Source organism: Mycobacterium sp. DL99, assembly GCF_004762045.1.
GTDB lineage: Bacteria > Actinomycetota > Actinomycetes > Mycobacteriales > Mycobacteriaceae > Mycobacterium.
In genome coordinates this window covers 4,253,308-4,273,061 of the sequence record NZ_SJOM01000007.1, presented here as the reverse complement: position 1 = coordinate 4,273,061, position 19,754 = coordinate 4,253,308, and the positions used below count along the sequence as shown (strand labels likewise).

The window sequence follows — 19,754 nt, the reverse complement described above, 5'->3', positions numbered from 1 at the left end:
CAAAAACTCCACAAATCACAGCTTGGGGGACTCCAGATACAGGGCGCCCCAGACGATCTGGGTGATCGTGTTCGCCAGCTCGGCGTCGTAGGACGGCGGCTGCGACGGCAGATTCTGATGACAGGTCCGCTCCACCATCCAGGTCAGCGTGCTCGCGGTGGCGGCGGCAGGCAGTTGCGGCCGGATCGACCCGTCGGACTGCCCGTCCTCGATCACCTTGGTGAGCTGATCGGAGATTCCGGCCAGCAGCTCACGGTAAGTCTGTGCGACGAGTGGGTCATAGCTCGACATCTCGGTGAGCGCGATCAGCACCGGTTGGTGGGTCCGATAGCTGGCGACGATGCCCGACATGGCGGTGTGGGCGTCGGCGGGGTCGCGGCGTCCGGCGACGCTCCACCATTGTTGGGCGGCTTGGGTCAGATCGCCGAACACCTGGGTGGCCAGCCGGCGCAGCAGGTGGCCCTTGTCCTCGAAGTAGATGTAGAAGCTGGCCCGGGAGATCCCGGCCTCGGTGGCCAGTTTGTCAACGCTGAGCTCGGTGAAGCTGGTGCCGTCGGCCATCAGCCGGTCGGTGGCATCGAGCAGTTGGCGTTCGATCCGCTCGCGCCGTTCCTCTCGGTTGGCCTGCGGTTTTCGCGTTACCGATGGCATGCCCTCAGCGTATCGGCATTCGTCACACCTTGACTAGACAGACTGTCTAGACCTATTGTCACCGGCATGACTGTGTCGCCCATCACATCAGCCCCCTCGTGGCCTTCCGCCGCACGCCCCTACGACCCGATCGACCTGTCGTCGCGGAAGCTCTGGGCCACCACGGCCGCCGATCGTGAGGTCACGTTCGCCGAACTGCGCACCTCACGCCCGGTCAGCTGGCATCCGCCCGTCGAGGACGCCCTCATGAAGGATCCCGACGATCGCGGGTTCTGGGCGGTGACGCGGCACGCCGACATCGTGGTGGTCAGCCGAGACAGCGAGACATTCCTGTCGGGCAAGGGGGTGCTGTTCGAATCCGTTCCGGAAGAGCTACTCGAGGCGTCACAGTCGTTCCTGGCGATGGACGCGCCGCGGCACACGCTGATCCGCAAACTGGTCCACGCCGCGTTCACGCCCCGGCAGGTGGCCCGCATCGAAGACTCGATAAAGGAGAACGCACGCGAGATCGTGGCCGAGCTCAAGGAAGTCGGCAGCGGGGTGGACTTCGTCGACCAGTGCGCCAAGGAACTGCCCATCAGAACGCTGTCGGACATGGTCGGGATCCCCGAGTCCGAACGGCAGCGGGTGGCACATGCCGCCGACGCGCTGGTGTCCTGGGCGGACCCGGTCTACCTGGCCGGGCGCAACCCGCTGGAGGTGCTGCTGCAGAACCAGATGTACCTACATCAGGTGGCGAATGCGCTTGCGGCGCAACGCCGGGAAAACCCGGGCAATGATCTGATCAGCGCGCTGGTGCACGCCGAGGTCGACGGAGACCGGCTCACCGATGCCGAGGTAGCGGCGTTCTTCGTCCTGCTGGCGGTGGCGGGCAACGACACCACGCGCCAGACCACCAGCCACGCGCTCAAGGCGCTGACCGACCACCCCGAGCAGCGGGCCTGGCTCATGGCGGATTTCGACGACCGCATCGGCGGTGCGGTCGAGGAGTTCGTCCGGTGGGCGACGCCGGTGATGACGTTCCGCCGTACCGCCGCCGTCGACGTCGAACTCGGTGGGCAGCAGATCGCGGCGGGGGAGAAGGTGGTGATGTTCTACGCCTCCGGCAACTGGGACGCCGAGGTGTTCGACCGGCCCGAGGTGTTCGACCTGAGCCGAAAGCCCAACCCGCACCTGGGATTCGGTGGCGGCGGCCGTCATTTCTGCCTGGGTGCGCATGTCGCCCGGACGCAGTTGCGGGCGATCTTCGGTGAGCTGTTGCACCAGCTGCCCGATATCGCCGCGGGAGAGCCCGCCTACCTGGCGGGCAACTTCGTACACGCTATCCGGTCGATGCCGTGCACGTTCTCCTGAGCTCGCCGGCCAACAGGGTCAACATCTCCGAACATCCCGCTTCGACCTTGACCGTGGCCTGCTCGTCGCCGCGGGTGGGGCCGCGGTTGATGATCCCCACGGGGGTGTTGTGGGCGGCGGCGTGCCGGACGAATCGGTAGCCGGAGTACACGGTCAGCGAGGACCCTGCGACCAACAGCGCCTCGGCGTCCTCAACCATCGAATAAGCCTGTTCGACACGGTCTTTGGGAACGCTCTCGCCGAAGTAGACGATGTCGGGTTTGAGCATGCCCCCGCACACCGGGCAGTCCACGACGGTGAACGAATCCGTTTCGGCGACCACGGCATCGGCGTCGGGTGCCACCGCGATGCCGCCCACCGACTCGGCGCGTTCGCGGAAGCCGGGATTGGCCGCCTCCAGCAGCGCGGCCAACTCGTCGCGGCCCATGGTCGCGCCGCAATCCAGACAGACCACCTGCGCGTAGGTGCCGTGCAGGTTGACCACCGACCGGCTGCCGGCCTTGCTGTGCAGCAGGTCCACGTTCTGGGTGATTAGTCCGTTCACCACACCGGCGAACTCCAGCGCGGCCAGGGCACGGTGCCCGGCGTTGGGCATGGTTTCGTCCATGTGGCGCCAGCCGACGTGATTGCGGGCCCAGTACCGCTGCCGGAATGCCGGATCGGAGGTGAGCTGCCGGATAGTCATCGGATTGCTCGGTGGGGAATCGGGGCCGCGGTAGTCGGGGATGCCGGAATCGGTCGACATCCCGGCCCCGGTCAACACCGCGAGGCGGCGTCCCTGAAGTAGGGCGACGAGCTCGGGGGCATCCACCCTCGCCAGGATAGGCCGCCCGTCGGGAGGTGGGTGTCGAGCATGTCCGCAACCACCGGGGCGGTATCGCTCGTGCGTCAATTGGTACCCAGTGGCCCGATATCGACACTTTTCGGGTCACAATGGGCGGGATGGATTTCTACAGCGCCTACCACCACGGATTCGCGCGGGTCGCCGCCTGCACCCATCACACGGCGCTGGCGGATCCGCCGGCGAACGCAGAATCGGTGCTCCGGTTGGCACAGGCCTGCCACGACGACGGCGTGGCCGTCGCAGTGTTCCCGGAGCTGACCTTGTCGGGCTACTCGATCGACGACATCCTGATGCAGGATGCCCTGCTGGAGTCGGTGGAACAGGCGCTCATCGAAATCGTCGCAGCCTCGGTGGTGTTGACACCGGTGCTGGTGGTCGGCGCACCGCTGCGGCACCGGCACCGGATCTACAACACGGCAGTGGTGATCCACCGCGGCGCGGTGCTCGGCGTGGTACCCAAGTCCTACCTGCCGACCTACCGGGAGTTCTACGAGCGCAGGCAGATGGCAACCGGCGCCGGCGTGAGCGGCACCATCCAGGTGGCCGGTGCCCAGGTGCCGTTCGGGCCGGACCTGCTGTTCGTGGCCTCCGACCTTCCCGGACTGGTCCTGCACGTCGAGATCTGTGAGGACATGTTCGTGCCGGTGCCGCCAAGTGCGCAGGCGGCGCTGGCCGGTGCGACGGTGCTGGCCAACCTCTCGGGCAGCCCGATCACCGTCGGCCGCGCCGAAGACCGTGCGCTGCTGGCCCGTTCGGCCTCGTCACGCTGCCTGGCCGCCTACGTGTACGCCGCTGCCGGCGAAGGGGAGTCGACCACCGACCTGGCCTGGGATGGCCAGACGATGATCTGGGAGAACGGGCTGCTGCTCTCCGAGAGCGAGCGCTTTCCGCGCGGTGAACGACGCTCGGTGGCCGACGTGGACCTGGAGTTGCTGCGTTCTGAGCGGCTGCGGATGGGCACATTCGATGACAACGCCAGGCATCACGGCGCCCAAGTGGATTCGTTCCGTCGCATCGAGTTTCAGCTCGACCCGCCGACGGGTGACATCGGACTGCGGCGCGAGATCGAGCGGTTCCCGTTCGTGCCTGCGGATCCCGCACGGCTGCAACAGGATTGCTACGAGGCGTACAACATCCAGGTCTCCGGTCTGGAACAGCGACTGCGGGCCCTGAGCTACCCCAAGGTGGTGATCGGGGTGTCCGGCGGCCTGGATTCCACCCATGCCCTGATCGTGGCGGCCCGGGCGATGGACCGGGAAAACCGTCCGCGCAGCGACATTCTCGCGTTCACGATGCCCGGCTTCGCCACCGGTGAGCACACCAAGAACAACGCGATCCGGTTGAGTCGGGCGCTGGGCGTGACGTTCGCCGAGATCGACATCAAGAAAACCGCCGAGCTGATGCTCACCGAGATGGACCACCCGTTCGGCCGCGGTGAGAAGGTATACGACGTCACCTTCGAGAACGTCCAGGCCGGTCTGCGCACGGACTATCTGTTCCGGCTGGCCAATCAGCGTGGCGGCATCGTGCTCGGTACCGGTGACCTTTCCGAGCTGGCGCTGGGCTGGTCGACGTACGGGGTCGGCGACCAGATGTCGCACTACAACGTCAACGGCGGGGTGCCGAAAACCCTGATCCAGCATCTGATCCGGTGGGTGATCTCCTCGGACCAGTTCGGCGTTGAGGTGAACGAGGTCCTGCAATCGGTGCTGGACACCGAGATCACCCCGGAGCTGGTACCCACCGGCGAGGATGAGGAGATCCAGAGCAGCGAGGCCAAGGTCGGTCCCTATGCGCTGCAGGATTTTTCGTTGTTCCAGGTGCTGCGTTACGGATTCCGCCCGTCGAAGGTGGCGTTCCTGGCCTGGCATGCATGGCATGACGCGGCCCACGGTGACTGGCCTGCCGGGTTCCCCGAGGACAAGCGCCCGGCGTACTCGCTCAAGGAGATCCGGCACTGGCTGCAGGTGTTCGCGAAGCGGTTCTACTCGTTCTCCCAGTTCAAACGTTCCGCGCTGCCGAACGGCCCCAAGGTGTCGCACGGCGGTTCCCTGTCGCCGCGTGGCGACTGGCGGGCGCCGTCGGACATGTCGGCGCGGATCTGGCTCGACGAGATCGAGCGGAGCGTTCCCGAACAGTAGGTCTCGACGGCCGAAATGGCCGGTTCGCTCAATTGACGACGCAAAAAATTGACAAGCTAACCTTCTGGCCCGCATCGCCGCGCTAATGTGCGTCGGGTCACAGTCCGGCGGTGCCGGATACCGGGTCGAGGAGGTTGCGTTGGGTGCTGCGAAGTACGTCGGTCGGGTAGGTGGATTGGCAATCGCACTCGGGGTCGGGTCGGCTGTCGTCCTGGGCGCCCCGGTGGCCTCGGCGTCGCTCGGTTCCAGTGACACGTCGGCTGAGTCCCCATCCGCGCCGGCGGCCAAGAAGGGCCCAACCAAGGACCGGCAGAGTGCCCGCTCGTTGCGGCAGGCGGCGGTACGCGCGGCGATCAAGGACCGCGCGGCCACGCTCGGTGAATCCGGCCGTCACCGCGTGAGTTCGACGACGCCGAAGTCCGACGTCGTGCAATCGATCAACGACCGGCTGTCGGAGGTCCAGGCGAAGGTCGAGGCCGGCCTGACCCGTCATGGCAGCGACTCAGACCCCGCCGCCGGGGCGGCCGAGAAACTCAAGGTCACCAAGCCTGCCGAGACGTTGCGGGGCCTGGCTTCGGCCAAGCCGAAACTGCCCCGGCCGCTGGGCGATCACGCTCAGACCCCGGAGCCGGGTGCGGTCGATGAAGAGCCCACGATCGAGGCCGTCGAAACCACCGTCGGTGATGAGCCCGCAACGAAACCGGCCCTCATCGCGACGGTGAAGGCCGGACAACAGGCGCCTGCCGCGGCGGCTCCCGTGCGGGGCCTGATCGAGACCGTGGTCAATGACATCGCCAGGACACTGGCCGGAAACTCGCCTACCGCGCCCAGGACGGATTCGCCCGCCGAGTGGGTTCTGCTGGCCGCCGCGCGTCGGGAGTTCTCCACCGCCGCCGTGTCGCCCACCGTGGGTGCCACCGGCGGGATCACCGCGGCTCCGTCGGTCGGTATCACCGACGGCATCATCCACGGCACCACGGAGGCCACCAGTTCCAGCGGACTGCCGCTCACCTACACCGTGATCGGTGATCCGAGTGGAGGCGGCAAGGTGCGGCTCAGTTCGGCCAACGGCACCTTCACGTTCCTGCCCTACGCGACGGTCGTCGACAGCGGCGGCAAGGAGAAGTTCACCGTCCTGGTCGCCGAGACCACGGCGTTTGATGCTGCGCTGCAACAGATCCCGATCGTGGGCTCGTTCGTGCCGCAGGTGCTGGTGATCGTGCATCAGATACCGATCGTGAACGACGTGTTGGCGCCGCTCATCGGCAAGTCCGAGGTGGTGGACGTCAACGTCGACGTCGGTGAGCTGGCACCGGCGGGCACCCCGGTGGCCTACACGGTCAAGGTGACGTCCTTCGACGGCGCACAGATCAGCATGAACTACTTCCCGGCGTCGGGCCTCCAGGAAGGGGACAAGGCGCCGACCATCTTCAGCGGCGCGGGTCTGTCCAGCGCGGGTGACACCAACCCGTACTCCGGCGGCGCCACCGGTGTCGGCACGTTCCGTAACGCCGGCTACAACGTCGTCACCTGGGATTCGCGCGGCGAGCACGACTCGGGTGGAATCCTTCAGCTGGACAGCCCGTTCTATGAGGGCCGTGATGTGTCCGCCATGATCGACTACGTCGCAAAGCAGTCGAGCACGCAGCTCGACGATGTGAATGATCCGCGGATGGGCATGGTGGGCCCTTCGTACGGCGGCGGCATTCAGTGGGTGGCCGCCGGTACCGACAACCGGATCGACGCAATCGTCCCGACGATCGCGTGGAATTCGCTGAACAGTTCGCTCTACCCCAACGAGGCGTTCAAGACGTCGTACGCCGGGCTGCTGTTGCTGTCGTTGGTGACATCGGGAGCGAACATCAATTCACAGCTGTATGGCGGGATCCTGACCGGCGGACTGCTCGGCATTCTGACCCCCGAGCAGCAAGCCCTGCTGGCCAGTAGCGGACCGACCGTGCTGGTCAACAAGATCACCGCGCCGACACTGATCATCCAGGGCACGGTCGACGTGCTGTTCCCGCTGCAGCAGGCGATGGACAATGCGCAGATCCTGGACGCCAACGGCGTGCCGGTGAAGATGGTCTGGTTCTGCGGCGGCCACGGCAACTGCGAAACTCCGGCCGGTGACAGCATCGAGATGGTCGAGACCGCGACGATGGCCTGGCTGGACACCTACGTCAAGCACAAGGGCGAAGCCGTCGACGACGGCCTGCCCAAGTTCCAGTGGATCGATCAGAACGGCGACCACTACACGTCCGACCTCCTGCCGACCGACCCGAATTTCACCGGGACTCCGGTCACTGCGTCGGGCAGCGGCGGCGTACTCGGAATCGTGCCGATCCTCGGCGGTTCCGGACCGGGCGCCGCAGGGATCCCGTTCGGGCTCGGTGACGGCACCAAGGCCGCCAACGCGGTGAACATCAAGGTGACCGCGCCGTCGGACACCCCGACTCAGGTCGTCGGCGCGCCCCAACTGACGATGACCTACTCCGGGATCGGCACGAGCCGCCACGTCTACGCCCAGATCGTCGATGACCAGACCGGACAGGTGATCGGCAATATCGTCACACCGATTCCGGTCACCCTCGACGGCAAGGAGCACACCGTCACCATTCCGATGGAGGCGGTGGCCTACACGCTGGAACCCGGCCACACCGCCACGGTGCAGATCACCACCTCGGCGACGTCGTTCCTCAACTTCACCCAGTTCGGCGCGATCAACATTTCCAATGTTCAGGTGTCCCTGCCGACCGCCGGGCCCGGCGCCAACGTGCAGCCCGCGGCCGACGCCGCTCAGGAGGTGGTGAGCGTCTAGAGCCGGCCCTCACCACGCAGGTCCGGATGCACCCATTCGGGTGAGCGACGCGCCTTGAACGCCTGGAATCCCTCCATCGCCTCGTCGCCGCTGTAGCTGGCTTTCATGCCGATCCGGTCGTAGAGGCCCATGTAGCTGTCCAGGCTGGACTTGACCACTCCGCGGGCCCGGGGTGCGGTCCGGCAGCATTGGGTGAGCACTTCGGTTGCGGCAGAGAGTAATTCGTCGTGCGGCGCGACCCTGGCAACCATGCCCCAGTCGACCGCCTCCTGCGCGGTCAGGGTGCGCCCGGTGAACATCAGGTCGCGGGTGCGGACCGGGCCGATCAGACGGGCCAGCATCTGGCTGTAATACGTGTCGGCGATGCCGCGGTACAACTCCGGCACCCGGAACGTGGCGCGGTCGCTGACCACGGCCATGTCGCTGCAGATCGCGATCTGCAGCCCACCGCCCTGACACAGCCCGTTGACCGCACTTACCACCGGCTTGACCGATTGGCGCAGGGTTTCGAACGGGGTGACGTCCATCGAGAGGGCCGCGCCGAAGCTCATCCAGTCATCGACGCCGTTGCCGCCGCCGAGGTCACCGCCGGGGGCGAACACGTCCCCGGTACCGGTGATCAGCAGTCCGGCCAGATCCGGGTCCGCCTCGACGTGGGTGACCGCGTACCGGATGCCGAAGTACATCGCCGGGGTCATCGCATTGCGGGCCTCGGGGCGATCCAGGGTGACCACGCCGAACGGGCCCTGCCGCTCGAACTTCAGATACGGCGTGCCCAGCCAGTCGCCTTCGGGCGGTCGTGGGGTCAGTCCCTGAGTCATGCTGGCGACTATAACGCCAACGGTATCGCCTTCAGTTGCTCGTATCAGTGCGTCAGGACGGCATCGATGTCAGCGGCCGACGGCGCGCAGTTGCCGGCCCCGCGCACCAAGGTGGCCAGTGCTCCGGCCGCACATGCGCGGCGCAGGGCCTGCTCGTGGCCGGCGGTCCACCCCGCGGCCAGCACCCCGGCGAACACGTCACCGGCCCCGGCGGTGTCCAGCGCCCGCACCGACGGGGACGGCACGTCGAAGCGTTCGTCGTCGCCCAGATAGCTGGCTCCACGTGCGCCCCGGGTGATCACCAGATGCCGCACCGGCCAGTGCCAGTCGGACGCCTCGGTCTCGTTCACCACCACCACGTCGACCAGTTCCGACAACGCCAGCAGATGATGGGCCGGCGTCCCTCCCGGCGATGCGTTGAGCATCACCACCGCCCCGGCTGCCCGGGCCAGCTTGGCCGCGGCGATCGCCGTCGTCACCGGGATCTCCAACTGGATCAAGGTGACCTCGCTCCAGACGATGGCCGAGCGGGCCGCCGCGGAATCCACCTCGAGCCGCGAGTTGGCGCCCGGCGCCACCACGATGCAGTTCTCCCCGACAGCGTCGACGAGGATCGCGGCCGACCCGCTCGGGCCGGGCACACACGCCACGGCATCGGCGCCGACTCCGTTTGCCTGGAGATGACGGCGCAGGATCGCGGCGGCTGGGTCGTCACCCACCGCGGCCACCAGCTCGACGTCGGCGCCTGCCCGCGCGGCGGCCACCGCCTGGTTGCCGCCCTTGCCGCCGGGCGCCGACGACAGCGACGACGCGAGCACCGTCTGTCCTGGGCGCGGCAGCGCACCGACGGTGAACGTGAGATCGGCGTTGATACTCCCGACGACGCAAACCCGCGCTGCGGCCATAGATAAAAAGGCTAACCGGGCCGGGCCGTCAGTGGCGGCTGACACCTGTCGAAGGACGTCAACTCCTCCGATACGCTGGCTAGATGAGCGTTCAGACAGAGTCACCGACGACTGCGGTGCCGCACGCCGACCTGCGCGATCAGGTGCACGAGGCGGCGCGTCGGGCGCGAGTCGCCGCCCGCGTCCTGGGCACCCTGAGCGCCGAGACCAAGAACCGCGCGCTGCATGCCGCCGCCGACAGCGTGCTCGCCCATGTTCACGAGATCCTCGCCGCCAACGCCGCCGATGTCGAGGCCGCGCGTGAGGCCGGGACCCCTGAGTCGATCCTGGACCGCCTGGCGCTCAACCCGCAGCGGGTCGACGGCATCTCTGCCGGTCTGCGCCAGGTCGCCGGGCTGCCCGATCCGGTCGGCGAGGTGTTGCGCGGCCGCACCCTGCCCAATGGCCTGCAACTGCGTCAGCAGCGGGTACCGCTCGGCGTCGTCGGTATGGTCTACGAGGGCCGGCCCAACGTCACGGTCGATGCCTTCGGGCTCACCCTGAAATCGGGCAATGCCGCTCTGCTGCGCGGCAGTTCGTCTGCGGTCCGTTCCAATGAGGCACTCGTGACGGCGCTGCGTTCTGCGCTGGCAGCGGAGGGCCTGCCGCTGGACGCCGTGCAACTGCTGCCCAGCCATGACCGCGCCAGTGTCACCCACCTGATCCAGGCCCGCGGTCTGGTCGATGTGGTTATCCCGCGTGGGGGAGCCGGCCTGATCGAGGCCGTGGTGCGCGACGCCCAGGTGCCCACCATCGAGACCGGTGTCGGCAATTGCCATGTCTACGTTCATTCCTCGGCCGACATCGACGTGGCCGAGAAGATCCTGCTGAACTCCAAGACCCGGCGTCCCAGCGTCTGTAATGCCGCCGAGACCCTGCTCGTGGACGAGGCGCTGAAGGCGAGCGCGCTGCCCCGGCTGACCGCCGCGCTGCGCGAGGCCGGGGTGACCGTGCACGCCGACCCCACCGACGAAGAGTTGCACACCGAGTTCCTCTCGATGGACATCGCCGTCGCGGTGGTCGACGGGCTCGACGCCGCGATCGCCCACATCAACGAGTACGGCACGGGTCATACCGAGGCCATCGTGACAACGGATCTTGCTGCGGCCCAACGCTTCACCGAACAGGTGGACGCGGCCGCGGTGATGGTCAACGCGTCCACCGCGTTCACCGACGGAGAGCAGTTCGGTTTCGGCGCAGAGATCGGCATCTCCACCCAGAAGCTGCATGCCCGCGGACCCATGGGCCTGCCCGAACTGACCTCGACCAAATGGATCGTGTGGGGAGACGGTCAGACCCGCCCGGCCTAGGCGCCGACCAGACAGAGACCAGGAGACCACATGAGCGTGCCCGCTCGCCCCGCTCCGTTGTTCGCCGACATCGACGATGTCGCGCGGCGCCTGGCGGAGACCGGATACCTGCCCGATACCGCCACCGCCACAGCGGTTTTCCTCGCCGACCGGCTGGGTAAGCCGCTGCTCGTGGAGGGGCCCGCGGGGGTCGGCAAGACTGAGCTGGCCCGCGCGGTGGCAGCGACCACCGGCTCCGAACTGGTCCGCCTGCAGTGCTACGAGGGCGTCGACGAGGCTCGCGCGCTCTACGAGTGGAACCACGCCAAGCAGATCCTGCGGATCCAGGCCGGCCAGACCGCGAACGGCGGCGACTGGGACCAGACCAAGATGGACGTGTTCAGCGAGGAGTTCCTGCTGACCCGCCCGCTGCTCACCGCGATCAAGCGCACCGACCCGACCGTGCTGCTGATCGACGAGACGGACAAGGCTGACATCGAGATCGAGGGCCTGCTGCTGGAGGTGCTCTCCGATTTCGCGGTGACCGTCCCCGAACTCGGCACGATCACCGCGGAGCGGCCGCCGTTCGTGCTGCTCACCTCGAATGCCACCCGTGAGCTCTCCGAGGCGCTCAAGCGTCGCTGCCTGTTCCTGCACATCGACTTCCCGGATCCGGACCTGGAGCGCCGCATCCTGCTGTCCCGGGTGCCCGAACTACCCGAGCACATCGCAGGAGAGCTGGTGAAGATCATCGGCGTGATGCGCGGTATGCAGCTCAAGAAGGTGCCGTCGGTCGCCGAGACCATCGACTGGGGCCGCACGGTGCTGGCCCTGGGCCTGGACACCATCGACGACGAGATGATCGCCGCCACCCTCGGTGTGGTGCTCAAACACCAGTCCGACCAGGTCAAGGCTGCCGGCGAGCTCAGGCTCAACTGATGACCCCGCGCCGGGTTCGACCGCCCCAGCCGCTGGCCCCGCACGGCCTGCCCGGGCACCTCGTCGAGTTCGTCGAAGCCCTTCGCGGGCAAGGAATCTCGGTCGGCCCGTCGGAAACCGTGGATGCCGGTCGGGTGATCACCGTGCTCGGGTTGGGCAATCGTGAAGCGCTGCGCGAGGGCATTGCGTGCGCGGTGCTGCGGCGCCCCGACCACCGCGAGACCTACGACGCGATGTTCGACCTGTTCTTCCCGGCTGCGCTGGGCGCACGCACCGTGCTCGAGGACGAGGACGAGGGCGACACAGGTGGTGAGGATCGGCTGCAGCTGCCGCCCGAGGACATCGAGGCGATGCGCGACGCGTTGGTGAAGATGCTGGCCGACAACGAGGACCTGGCCAACCTCGACGACCGGATGGCGGCGATGATCGCCAGGATCGTCGAGGCCTACGGCCGCTACAACTCCAGCCGCGGCCCGTCGTACTCGTCGTATCAGGCGCTCAAGGCCATGAGCCTCGACGATCTCGAGGGTCGGCTGCTGGCCGGGCTGCTCGCCCCCTACGGCGACGAGCCCACGCCGACCCAGGAGGAGATCGCCAAGGCCCTGGCCGCGCAGCGCATCTCCCAGCTGCGCAAGATGGTCGAGTCCGAGACCAAGCGCCGCACCGCCGAGCAGTTGGGCCGCGACCACGTGCAGATGTACGGGGTGCCGCAGCTGGCCGAGAACGTCGAGTTCCTGCGCGCCTCCGGTGAGCAGCTCCGTCAGATGCGCAAGACCGTGCAGCCGCTGGCCCGCACGTTGGCGACCCGGCTGGCGGCCCGGCGCCGCCGCTCCCGGTCCGGGGAGATCGACCTGCGCAAGACGCTGCGCAAGTCGATGTCCACCGGCGGTGTGCCGATCGACGTGGTGCTCAAGAAACCGCATCCGGCCCGTCCCGAGCTCGTGGTGCTCTGCGATGTATCCGGGTCGGTGGCCGGGTTCAGCCACTTCACCCTGATGCTGGTCTCGGCGCTGCGCCAGCAGTTCTCCCGGGTGCGCGTCTTCGCCTTCATCGACACCACCGACGAGGTCACCGACATGTTCGGGCCGGAGGCCGATCTGGCGGTGGCGGTGCAGCGCATCACCCGTGAGGCGGGCGTCTACACCCGCGACGGGCACTCGGACTACGGCCACGCCTTCGTATCATTCCTGGACAAGTACCCCAACGTGCTGTCGCCGCGCAGCTCGCTGCTGGTGTTGGGCGATGGTCGGAACAACTACCGCAACCCCGAGACGGCGCTGCTGGCACACATGGTGTCGGCCAGCCGTCACGCGCACTGGCTCAACCCGGAGCCCAAGCACCTGTGGGGCAGCGGGGATTCCGCGGTGCCGAAATACCTCGAAACGATCCCGATGCACGAGTGCCGCTCGGCCAAGCAGCTGGCCGCGGTGATCGACGGGTTGCTGCCGGTCTGAGCCTGCGCATCGCATCGCCCCTGTGCCGGCTGGGTTCGCGCGGGTGCCGGCCGACGTCAGCGCTCCCGTAAGCTGCCTCTTTGTGGCAAGACGGCGCAGGCTGGGCGTGATGGGCGGGACATTCGATCCCGTCCACAACGGGCACCTGGTCGCGGCGAGTGAGGTCGCGGACCTGTTCGAGCTCGACGAGGTGGTGTTCGTCCCGACCGGTCAGCCGTGGCAGAAACACGACCGGAGGGTCAGCGCCGCCGAGGACCGGTATCTGATGACGGTGATCGCGACCGCGTCCAACCCGCGATTCTCGGTCAGCCGGGTCGACATCGATCGGGGCGGGGCGACCTACACCAAGGACACCCTGCGTGACCTGCGTGATCTGAATGCCGACACCGACCTGTACTTCATCACCGGAGCCGATGCCCTGGCATCGATCCTGTCCTGGCAGAACTGGGAAGACCTCTTCTCCATGGCCAGGTTCGTCGGTGTCAGCCGGCCGGGCTACGAGCTCGACGGTGACCATATCGAGGCGGCGTTGCGTGAGCTGCCACCGGAAGCGTTGACGTTGGTCGAGGTGCCTGCACTGGCGATCTCCTCCAGCGACTGCCGTAAGCGCGCCTCCGAAGGCCGGCCGATCTGGTACCTGGTGCCCGACGGCGTGGTCCAGTACGTGACCAAACGCGGGTTGTACTCCGCAGACGGGAAGGGTGAACACATCATGGAGCCGGTTCGATGAGCGCGACCGACGAGGCCGTCGCAATGGCGACGGTGGCCGCCCAGGCTGCCTCGGCCAAGTTGGCCGACGATGTGGTGGTGATCGACGTGTCGGGCCAGTTGGTGATCACCGACTGCTTCGTCATCGCGTCAGCCTCCAACGAACGCCAGGTCAACGCGATCGTCGACGAGGTCGAGGACAAGATGCGGCTGGCCGGGTACAAGCCCGCGCGCCGCGAGGGCACCCGCGAGGGGCGCTGGACGCTGCTCGACTACGTCGACATCGTGGTGCACATCCAGCACCAGGACGAGCGGGAGTTCTACGCCCTCGAACGGCTGTGGCGGGACTGCCCGACGGTTCCGGTCGAACTTGGTGGGCCGGCGGACCCGGAGTTGGCGGAATGAGGGCGCGATGAAGGTCCGTCGGTTGGTGCTGTTGCGCCACGGCCAGACCGAGTACAACGCGGGCAGCCGGATGCAGGGTCAGCTCGACACCGAGCTGTCCGATCTCGGCCGCGACCAGGCCGCCGCGGCTGCCGAGGTGCTCGCCAAGCGTCAGCCGCTGTTGATCGTGTCCTCGGACCTCAAGCGCGCCCTCGATACCGCGGTGACCCTCGGTGATCGTGCCGGGATCCCGGTACAGGTGGACAAGCGGTTGCGTGAGACGCACCTGGGGGATTGGCAGGGCCTGACCCACCAGGAAGTCGACACGATGGCACCGGGCGCTCGCGAAGCCTGGCGCGAGGATGCGCGGTGGGCACCGCACGGTGGTGAAAGCCGGGTCGACGTGGCCGACCGCAGTGTTCCGGTGGTAGCCGAACTTGTTGCCGGACAGCCGGAATGGGGTCTGGATGGTTCAGACCGCCCCGTCGTGCTGGTCGCTCACGGCGGGTTGATCGCGGCGCTGACCGCGGGCCTTCTCGGTCTGCCGGTGGACAACTGGCCGGTGCTCGGCGGCATGGGGAACGCCAGTTGGGTTCAGCTGTCCGGACATTCGGGAGACACCGCCGACGAGTCGGATATGGATGCGATCCGCTGGCGGCTGGATGTCTGGAATGCCTCGGCACAGGTGGCTAACGATGTCCTCTGATCACGAGCCGTCAGCGTCCTCGCGTAACGGCCGCCCGACACTGCTCGTGTTCTGTGATTCTCTTTCGTATTTCGGCCCGACCGGCGGTCTACCGTCCGACGATCCGCGGATCTGGCCCAACATCGTGGCCGAGCAGTTGGGCTGGGACGTCGAGCTCATCGGTCGCATCGGCTGGACCACCCGTGACGTCTGGTGGGCTTCGACCCAGGATCCGCGGGCGTGGGCGGCCTTGCCGCGTGCCGGCGCGGTGGTATTCGCCACCAGCGGAATGGATTCGCTGCCCTCGCCGCTGCCGACGGCGCTGCGTGAGTTGATCCGGTATGTGCGGCCGGCGTGGCTGCGGCGCTGGGCACGGGACGGCTACGGCTGGATCCAACCGCGGTTGTCGCCTGTCGCCCGCGCGGCGCTGCCACCGCATGTGACGGTCGAGTACCTGGAGATGACTCGCAACGCCATCGATTTCAACCGGCCGGGTATTCCGGTGGTGGCCTCGCTGCCCTCTGTGCACATCGCCGACACCTACGGCAAGGCCCATCACGGGCGTGAGCCCACGGTCAAGGCGATCTCGGCCTGGGCCCAGGAGCATGACGTGCCGTTGGTGGATCTCAAGGCCGCCGTGGCGGACGAGGTGCTCAGCGGGCGGGGCAATCCCGACGGCATCCACTGGAATTTCGAAGCTCACCGGGCGGTGGCCGAGTTGATGCTCAAGGGGCTGGCCGCTGCTGGTGTGCCACAACTGGATTCCACCGACTGACGATGGCGGTCATGGTAGTGACCGACTCGACGTCGCGGTTGCGACCTGAGTTGTGTGAGCAGTGGGGAATCCGGCAGGTGCCGTTGCACATCCTCGACGACGGCAATGACTGGCGCGAAGGTCTTGATCCGATGCCGTCGGGCATCTATGAGCGGGCGCGGGTCACCACGTCGGGGGCCTCGCCGGCTGACCTCGCCGACACCTATCGGCAGGCGCTGGCCGACAGCGGCGGTGATGGTGTTGTCGCAGTGCATATTTCGGCCGCGCTCTCGAGTACCTACAGCACGGCTGCTGCTGTGGCCCGCGAGATCGGGCAGGCCGTCCGGGTGGTGAACTCCCGAGCGGCAGCAATGGGGGTGGGCTTCGTCGCTCTGGCCGCCGCCGAATCAGCCCGTGGCGGAGGAACACTCGACGCTGTCGAGGCCGCGGCTCGTGCCGCGGTACCGCGAGGGCAGGCGTTCATCGTCGTGCACCGTCTCGACAACCTGCGGCGCAGTGGCCGGATCGGTGCGGCGGCATCGTGGCTGGGCACCGCGCTGTCGCTCAAACCGCTGCTGCGCCTGGATGTCGATGGCCGGTTGGTGCTCTCGCAACGTATCCGGACGATTTCGAAAGCACATGCGGCACTTGTCGATCAGATCGTCGACGCGGCGGGCGACCGCGCTGTGAGCGTCGTGGTCCACCATGTCGACAACCCGGACGGGGCCGAGGAGATCGCCGCGGCGCTCACCGGCCGCCTGCCGCACCTGCGGTCGCTGTCGGTGACCGACATGGGCGCGGTGCTGGCCGTTCATGTGGGTGGTGGCGCGGTCGGTGCGTGCGTATCGGTCGACGAGCCCGAGTGAACCGGTAGTCCAAACTACCGTTGACCGTGAATATCGGTAAGTCTACACTTACCGATATGGCATCTGCTGCCTCGGTGCTCGATGCGCTCGGGGACCACACCCGTCGGTCCATTCTCGAGATCCTCCTCGAGGGGCCGATGGCGGTTGGGGTGCTTGCCGACCAGCTACCGGTCTCCCGACCTGCTGTCTCCCAGCATCTGCGGGTACTCAAGGATGCCGAGCTGGTGTTGGAGTCTGTCGTGGGCGCCCGGCGGCTATACCGAATAGACCCGGGCGGATTAGCGGTGGTGCGCAATTACCTGGACCGGTTCTGGGAAACCACGCTCGACAATTTCGCACTGCTGGCCGAGGCCGAGGCCGAGAAGAGCCGGGAGGAGAACTGATGGACACCCAATCAGCTGCTGAGTCACAGGTAGTGCGGTCGGTGACCGTGCCGTTGAGTCGCCAGCGAACATTCGAACTGTTTGCCACCCGCATGGGCGAGTACTGGCCGCGTGAGCATTCCATCGCGACCGTGCCACGAGAAGACATGGTGATCGAGCCGCGGGTGGGTGGCCGCTGTTTCGAGCTCGGCGAGGACGGCAGCGAATGTGACTGGGGTCGGGTCGCGGTGTGGGAGCCGCCGAGTCGTCTGGTGCTGCTGTGGCAGATAAACGCGGACTGGAAGTTCGATCCCGACTTCGAAACCGAGGTCGAAGTGACCTTCAGCGAGCTGGAACCGGGGCGCACCCGACTCGATCTGACACACCGGAACCTCGACCGCTACGGAGACCGTGCCGCGGAAATCCGGTCAGCACTGGACTCGCCCGATGGCTGGACCGCGATCCTCGACGCTTTCGTTCGGTGCGCCATCGGCGCTGCACCACAATGACTTTCGGTGCCGGCGGCGCGGTCGGTGCCCGGATTGCCGTGGAGGACGGGCAACGGAACGGCCCGACTCTGTGCGGGGTATGCCACGGCTCGCGCAGCGGCTGCGCCCCTGAAAACCATGGGCGCGCGTTCTAGCCGGCGAAGCGGCCGGTGATCGGCGGCAGGTCCTTGAGCGTGACGATCCCAGGTGCGGCGGCAACGACCGCGGGCACCGCATTGGTGACCGGCAGCGCGGTGTAGATCATGCCCAGCCCGTTGAGGCTGACTTCGCTCCAGTCCTTCGACGGCAGGCAGTAAACGACGGTGCGCATGTTGGGGACGCCGAACACCTGGATCACGTGACCGTGCGCCACCGGCTTCGGTGGGGTGACGTGATTTCCCATGATCCAGTTGAACCCGACGCTGACGACGTTCTTGTCGCCCACCCAGCCGCGGTGGTAGCCGTACACGCTGGCCACCGTGCCTTTGGGGATCTGCATGAAACCGAGATCGCTGTCGTCGGTGGCGGCGGTGAACTCCACGTCGAAGGTGATCCGGTCCAGCTTGGCGCCGATGGCGTCGGCCATCATCGCCGCCGACTCGGCGAACACTTCGCTTTCCAGGCGGACGTTCTCAGCCAGCCCCGGGGTGGCGGGGTCCTGGCCGAAACCCATCGCAGCCATGGTTCCGGCCGATTCGTACACCCCGCAGTCGACCGATTCGGTGATACGGATTTCGTCGACGCTCTCGCATGCGCTGGACAGCACCATGCCCATCATGTTGGTCAGGCCGGGGTGTGCGCCGCTGCCGAAGATCGTGGAATTACCTGCCTCACACGCCTTCTGGATGCGTGCCAGGTCCTCGGGGGTCTGCTTGCCGCCGGTGATCCAGGCCGCGGTGGAACACACGTTCACCCCCGCTTCCAGCAGCGCGACGAGTTCGTCGACGCTGGGCCAGATGGGGTTGTAGCAACAGGCATCGGGCTTGAGCGCGATCAGTTCGTCGATGTCGTTGGTGGCTTTGATGCCGGTGGGTTCCGGCCAGCCGGCGAGTTCCGCGGCGTCGACTCCGACCTTTTCGGCGCCGTACGCGTACACGCCGACCAGTTCCATGTCGTCGCGGCCGATGATCGCGTGCAGCGAGCGTCGTCCGATGTTGCCGGTGGTCCATTGGATGACCCGAATCGGCTTACCCGCTGCGGTCATGATCGCCTCCCTCGCTGAGCCCTGCGCTGGACTCTAGACACTATCGGGGACTTGTTCACCACCGGTAGGCACACCGCCCGGTCGCGGTTCTGGCGGGAGGCGGACCGCCGTCGCACAATCGAAGTACGGGGCACGCTCGCCCCGGCGAAGCCATGAATCGAGGTCGGATCATGGACATGCTCTACGTGGTCGCGTCAATGGGTGCCGGCGCCATCGCCCTGTTCTGGCTCGGCGTGAGCAACATCCGCGTGGTCAGACAGTACGAGCGGGGCGTCGTGTTCCGGTTGGGCCGGGTCCGGGACAACGTCAGGCAACCCGGTCTGACGATGCTGATTCCGGTCGCCGACCGGTTGCAGAAGGTCAACATGCAGATCATCACGATGCCGATCCCCGCCCAGGATGGCATCACCCGCGACAACGTCACCGTGCGCGTCGACGCGGTCATCTACTTCAAGGTGATCGACCCGGTGCGGGCCGTGGTCGACGTCCAGGACTACATGTCGGCGATCGGCCAGGTGGCCCAGACCTCGCTGCGGTCGATCATCGGCAAGAGCAATCTGGACGACCTCCTGTCCAACCGGGAGCGGCTCAATCAAGGCCTGGAACTGCTCATCGACAACCCTGCGGTGGGCTGGGGGATACACATCGACCGGGTCGAGATCAAAGATGTCGTACTGCCGGATTCGATGAAGCGGTCGATCGCGCGTCAGGCCGAGGCCGAGCGGGAACGGCGGGCCCGCGTCATCACCGCGGACGGCGAACTTCAGGCGTCAGAAAAGCTCGCCGCGGCTGCCGATGTGATGGCGGCTGAGCCGGCGGCCCTGCAACTGCGGCTGCTGGAAACGGTCGTCGAAGTGGCCGCGGAGAAGAACTCCACTGTGGTGCTGCCGTTCCCGGTGGAACTGCTGCGCTTCCTGGAGCGGGCCACGCCGCCTCCGTCCCCCAACGGTGCAGCGGGTAGGTAATTCACAGCGCGAGATTCATCCACAGCCGGCCGGTGCCGAAGGTTCGGAAGCCTGGAACCGTCGTGAACGGCACCTACCGTCGCG

General features: G+C 67.1%; 19 protein-coding genes. 14 read left to right on the top strand and 5 right to left on the bottom strand.

From position 1 onward, the window contains the following. Positions 1–15: 15 nt before the first annotated feature. On the bottom strand, positions 16–651 hold the full coding sequence (locus EYZ64_RS20895; protein ID WP_044522868.1) for a TetR/AcrR family transcriptional regulator: 636 nt from the start codon (positions 649–651) through the stop codon (positions 16–18). Between the two features lie 66 nt (positions 652–717). Between EYZ64_RS20895 and EYZ64_RS20890 the strand changes: the two genes are divergently transcribed. After that, positions 718–2,004 (top strand): cytochrome P450, encoded by a 1,287-nt coding sequence (locus tag EYZ64_RS20890; RefSeq protein ID WP_135456313.1) that lies wholly within the window; start codon positions 718–720, stop codon positions 2,002–2,004. On the opposite strand, the gene EYZ64_RS20885 is transcribed toward EYZ64_RS20890, so the two are convergent. Then, a complete protein-coding gene (locus EYZ64_RS20885) occupies positions 1,973–2,815 on the bottom strand; it encodes an NAD-dependent protein deacetylase (protein ID WP_135456311.1) in 843 nt (280 codons plus the stop codon). The two genes, EYZ64_RS20890 and EYZ64_RS20885, sit on opposite strands and share 32 nt — an antisense overlap. Positions 2,816–2,946: 131 nt before the next feature. Between EYZ64_RS20885 and EYZ64_RS20880 the strand changes: the two genes are divergently transcribed. Together EYZ64_RS20880 and EYZ64_RS20875 are read left to right on the top strand one after the other, a co-directional pair. Continuing rightward, positions 2,947–4,989, top strand: a complete 2,043-nt coding sequence (locus EYZ64_RS20880) for an NAD(+) synthase (protein WP_135456309.1) — start codon at positions 2,947–2,949, stop codon at positions 4,987–4,989. 139 nt (positions 4,990–5,128) lie between these two features. Continuing rightward, positions 5,129–7,807 carry a S15 peptidase family protein gene (locus tag EYZ64_RS20875; protein WP_135456307.1) on the top strand — a complete coding sequence of 893 codons (2,679 nt, stop codon included), beginning with the start codon at positions 5,129–5,131 and terminating at the stop codon, positions 7,805–7,807. Here the strand turns inward: EYZ64_RS20875 and EYZ64_RS20870 are convergent. Continuing rightward, positions 7,804–8,628: an enoyl-CoA hydratase/isomerase family protein gene (locus tag EYZ64_RS20870; protein ID WP_135456305.1), complete on the bottom strand. Its 825-nt coding sequence runs from the start codon at positions 8,626–8,628 to the stop codon at positions 7,804–7,806. The two genes, EYZ64_RS20875 and EYZ64_RS20870, sit on opposite strands and share 4 nt — an antisense overlap. 44 nt (positions 8,629–8,672) lie before the next feature. Next, positions 8,673–9,533, bottom strand: a complete 861-nt coding sequence (locus tag EYZ64_RS20865; protein WP_135456303.1) for a ribokinase — start codon at positions 9,531–9,533, stop codon at positions 8,673–8,675. A gap of 83 nt (positions 9,534–9,616) precedes the next feature. Between EYZ64_RS20865 and EYZ64_RS20860 the strand changes: the two genes are divergently transcribed. The 10 genes from EYZ64_RS20860 (at position 9,617) to EYZ64_RS20815 (ending at position 17,522) form a co-directional block, all read left to right on the top strand. Beyond that, a complete protein-coding gene (locus EYZ64_RS20860; RefSeq protein ID WP_135456301.1) occupies positions 9,617–10,882 on the top strand; it encodes a glutamate-5-semialdehyde dehydrogenase in 1,266 nt (421 codons plus the stop codon). A gap of 30 nt (positions 10,883–10,912) precedes the next feature. Beyond that, the gene (locus tag EYZ64_RS20855) at positions 10,913–11,800 is read left to right on the top strand and encodes an AAA family ATPase (protein WP_135456299.1); all 888 of its coding nucleotides are present in this window, start codon (positions 10,913–10,915) and stop codon (positions 11,798–11,800) included. Continuing rightward, on the top strand, positions 11,800–13,254 hold the full coding sequence (locus tag EYZ64_RS20850) for a vWA domain-containing protein (protein WP_135456297.1): 1,455 nt from the start codon (positions 11,800–11,802) through the stop codon (positions 13,252–13,254). The genes EYZ64_RS20855 and EYZ64_RS20850 overlap by 1 nt, the downstream gene beginning before the upstream one ends. 82 nt (positions 13,255–13,336) lie before the next feature. Continuing rightward, the gene (gene nadD, locus EYZ64_RS20845) at positions 13,337–13,984 is read left to right on the top strand and encodes a nicotinate-nucleotide adenylyltransferase (RefSeq protein WP_135456295.1); all 648 of its coding nucleotides are present in this window, start codon (positions 13,337–13,339) and stop codon (positions 13,982–13,984) included. Beyond that, a complete protein-coding gene (gene rsfS, locus EYZ64_RS20840; RefSeq protein ID WP_135456293.1) occupies positions 13,981–14,367 on the top strand; it encodes a ribosome silencing factor in 387 nt (128 codons plus the stop codon). Before nadD ends, rsfS begins: the two co-directional genes overlap by 4 nt. Before the next feature lie 7 nt (positions 14,368–14,374). Beyond that, positions 14,375–15,052, top strand: coding sequence for a glucosyl-3-phosphoglycerate phosphatase (gene gpgP, locus EYZ64_RS20835; RefSeq protein WP_135456291.1), 678 nt, complete (start codon positions 14,375–14,377; stop codon positions 15,050–15,052). Beyond that, positions 15,042–15,806: a diglucosylglycerate octanoyltransferase gene (octT, locus tag EYZ64_RS20830; protein WP_135456289.1), complete on the top strand. Its 765-nt coding sequence runs from the start codon at positions 15,042–15,044 to the stop codon at positions 15,804–15,806. The genes gpgP and octT overlap by 11 nt, the downstream gene beginning before the upstream one ends. Before the next feature lie 2 nt (positions 15,807–15,808). Continuing rightward, positions 15,809–16,651: a DegV family protein gene (locus tag EYZ64_RS20825; RefSeq protein ID WP_135456287.1), complete on the top strand. Its 843-nt coding sequence runs from the start codon at positions 15,809–15,811 to the stop codon at positions 16,649–16,651. A 56-nt stretch (positions 16,652–16,707) separates the two neighbouring features. Continuing rightward, entirely contained in the window at positions 16,708–17,034 is a 327-nt protein-coding gene (locus tag EYZ64_RS20820) for an ArsR/SmtB family transcription factor (RefSeq protein ID WP_135456285.1), read from the top strand. Beyond that, entirely contained in the window at positions 17,034–17,522 is a 489-nt protein-coding gene (locus EYZ64_RS20815) for an SRPBCC family protein (RefSeq protein ID WP_135456284.1), read from the top strand. The genes EYZ64_RS20820 and EYZ64_RS20815 overlap by 1 nt, the downstream gene beginning before the upstream one ends. A gap of 130 nt (positions 17,523–17,652) precedes the next feature. Here EYZ64_RS20815 and EYZ64_RS20810 read toward each other — a convergent pair whose 3' ends face one another. Next, complete coding sequence (locus EYZ64_RS20810) at positions 17,653–18,705, bottom strand: NAD(P)H-dependent amine dehydrogenase family protein (RefSeq protein ID WP_135456282.1); 1,053 nt, start codon at positions 18,703–18,705, stop codon at positions 17,653–17,655. A gap of 170 nt (positions 18,706–18,875) precedes the next feature. Here EYZ64_RS20810 and EYZ64_RS20805 point away from each other — a divergent pair, with 170 nt between their 5' ends. After that, entirely contained in the window at positions 18,876–19,670 is a 795-nt protein-coding gene (locus EYZ64_RS20805; protein WP_135456279.1) for an SPFH domain-containing protein, read from the top strand. The last annotated feature ends 84 nt before the right edge of the window (positions 19,671–19,754 follow it).

What these genes read in the sequence shown, in the direction of transcription:
- EYZ64_RS20895 (WP_044522868.1), bottom strand. Translation starts at nt 651, where the DNA reads ATGCCATCGGTAACGCGAAAACCGCAGGCCAACCGAGAGGAACGGCGC.
- EYZ64_RS20890 (WP_135456313.1), top strand. Translation starts at nt 718, where the DNA reads ATGACTGTGTCGCCCATCACATCAGCCCCCTCGTGGCCTTCCGCCGCA.
- EYZ64_RS20880 (WP_135456309.1), top strand. Translation starts at nt 2,947, where the DNA reads ATGGATTTCTACAGCGCCTACCACCACGGATTCGCGCGGGTCGCCGCC.
- EYZ64_RS20870 (WP_135456305.1), bottom strand. Translation starts at nt 8,628, where the DNA reads ATGACTCAGGGACTGACCCCACGACCGCCCGAAGGCGACTGGCTGGGC.
- EYZ64_RS20865 (WP_135456303.1), bottom strand. Translation starts at nt 9,533, where the DNA reads ATGGCCGCAGCGCGGGTTTGCGTCGTCGGGAGTATCAACGCCGATCTC.
- EYZ64_RS20860 (WP_135456301.1), top strand. Translation starts at nt 9,617, where the DNA reads ATGAGCGTTCAGACAGAGTCACCGACGACTGCGGTGCCGCACGCCGAC.
- EYZ64_RS20855 (WP_135456299.1), top strand. Translation starts at nt 10,913, where the DNA reads ATGAGCGTGCCCGCTCGCCCCGCTCCGTTGTTCGCCGACATCGACGAT.
- EYZ64_RS20850 (WP_135456297.1), top strand. Translation starts at nt 11,800, where the DNA reads ATGACCCCGCGCCGGGTTCGACCGCCCCAGCCGCTGGCCCCGCACGGC.
- rsfS (WP_135456293.1), top strand. Translation starts at nt 13,981, where the DNA reads ATGAGCGCGACCGACGAGGCCGTCGCAATGGCGACGGTGGCCGCCCAG.
- gpgP (WP_135456291.1), top strand. Translation starts at nt 14,375, where the DNA reads ATGAAGGTCCGTCGGTTGGTGCTGTTGCGCCACGGCCAGACCGAGTAC.
- octT (WP_135456289.1), top strand. Translation starts at nt 15,042, where the DNA reads ATGTCCTCTGATCACGAGCCGTCAGCGTCCTCGCGTAACGGCCGCCCG.
- EYZ64_RS20825 (WP_135456287.1), top strand. Translation starts at nt 15,809, where the DNA reads ATGGCGGTCATGGTAGTGACCGACTCGACGTCGCGGTTGCGACCTGAG.
- EYZ64_RS20820 (WP_135456285.1), top strand. Translation starts at nt 16,708, where the DNA reads ATGGCATCTGCTGCCTCGGTGCTCGATGCGCTCGGGGACCACACCCGT.
- EYZ64_RS20815 (WP_135456284.1), top strand. Translation starts at nt 17,034, where the DNA reads ATGGACACCCAATCAGCTGCTGAGTCACAGGTAGTGCGGTCGGTGACC.
- EYZ64_RS20810 (WP_135456282.1), bottom strand. Translation starts at nt 18,705, where the DNA reads ATGACCGCAGCGGGTAAGCCGATTCGGGTCATCCAATGGACCACCGGC.
- EYZ64_RS20805 (WP_135456279.1), top strand. Translation starts at nt 18,876, where the DNA reads ATGGACATGCTCTACGTGGTCGCGTCAATGGGTGCCGGCGCCATCGCC.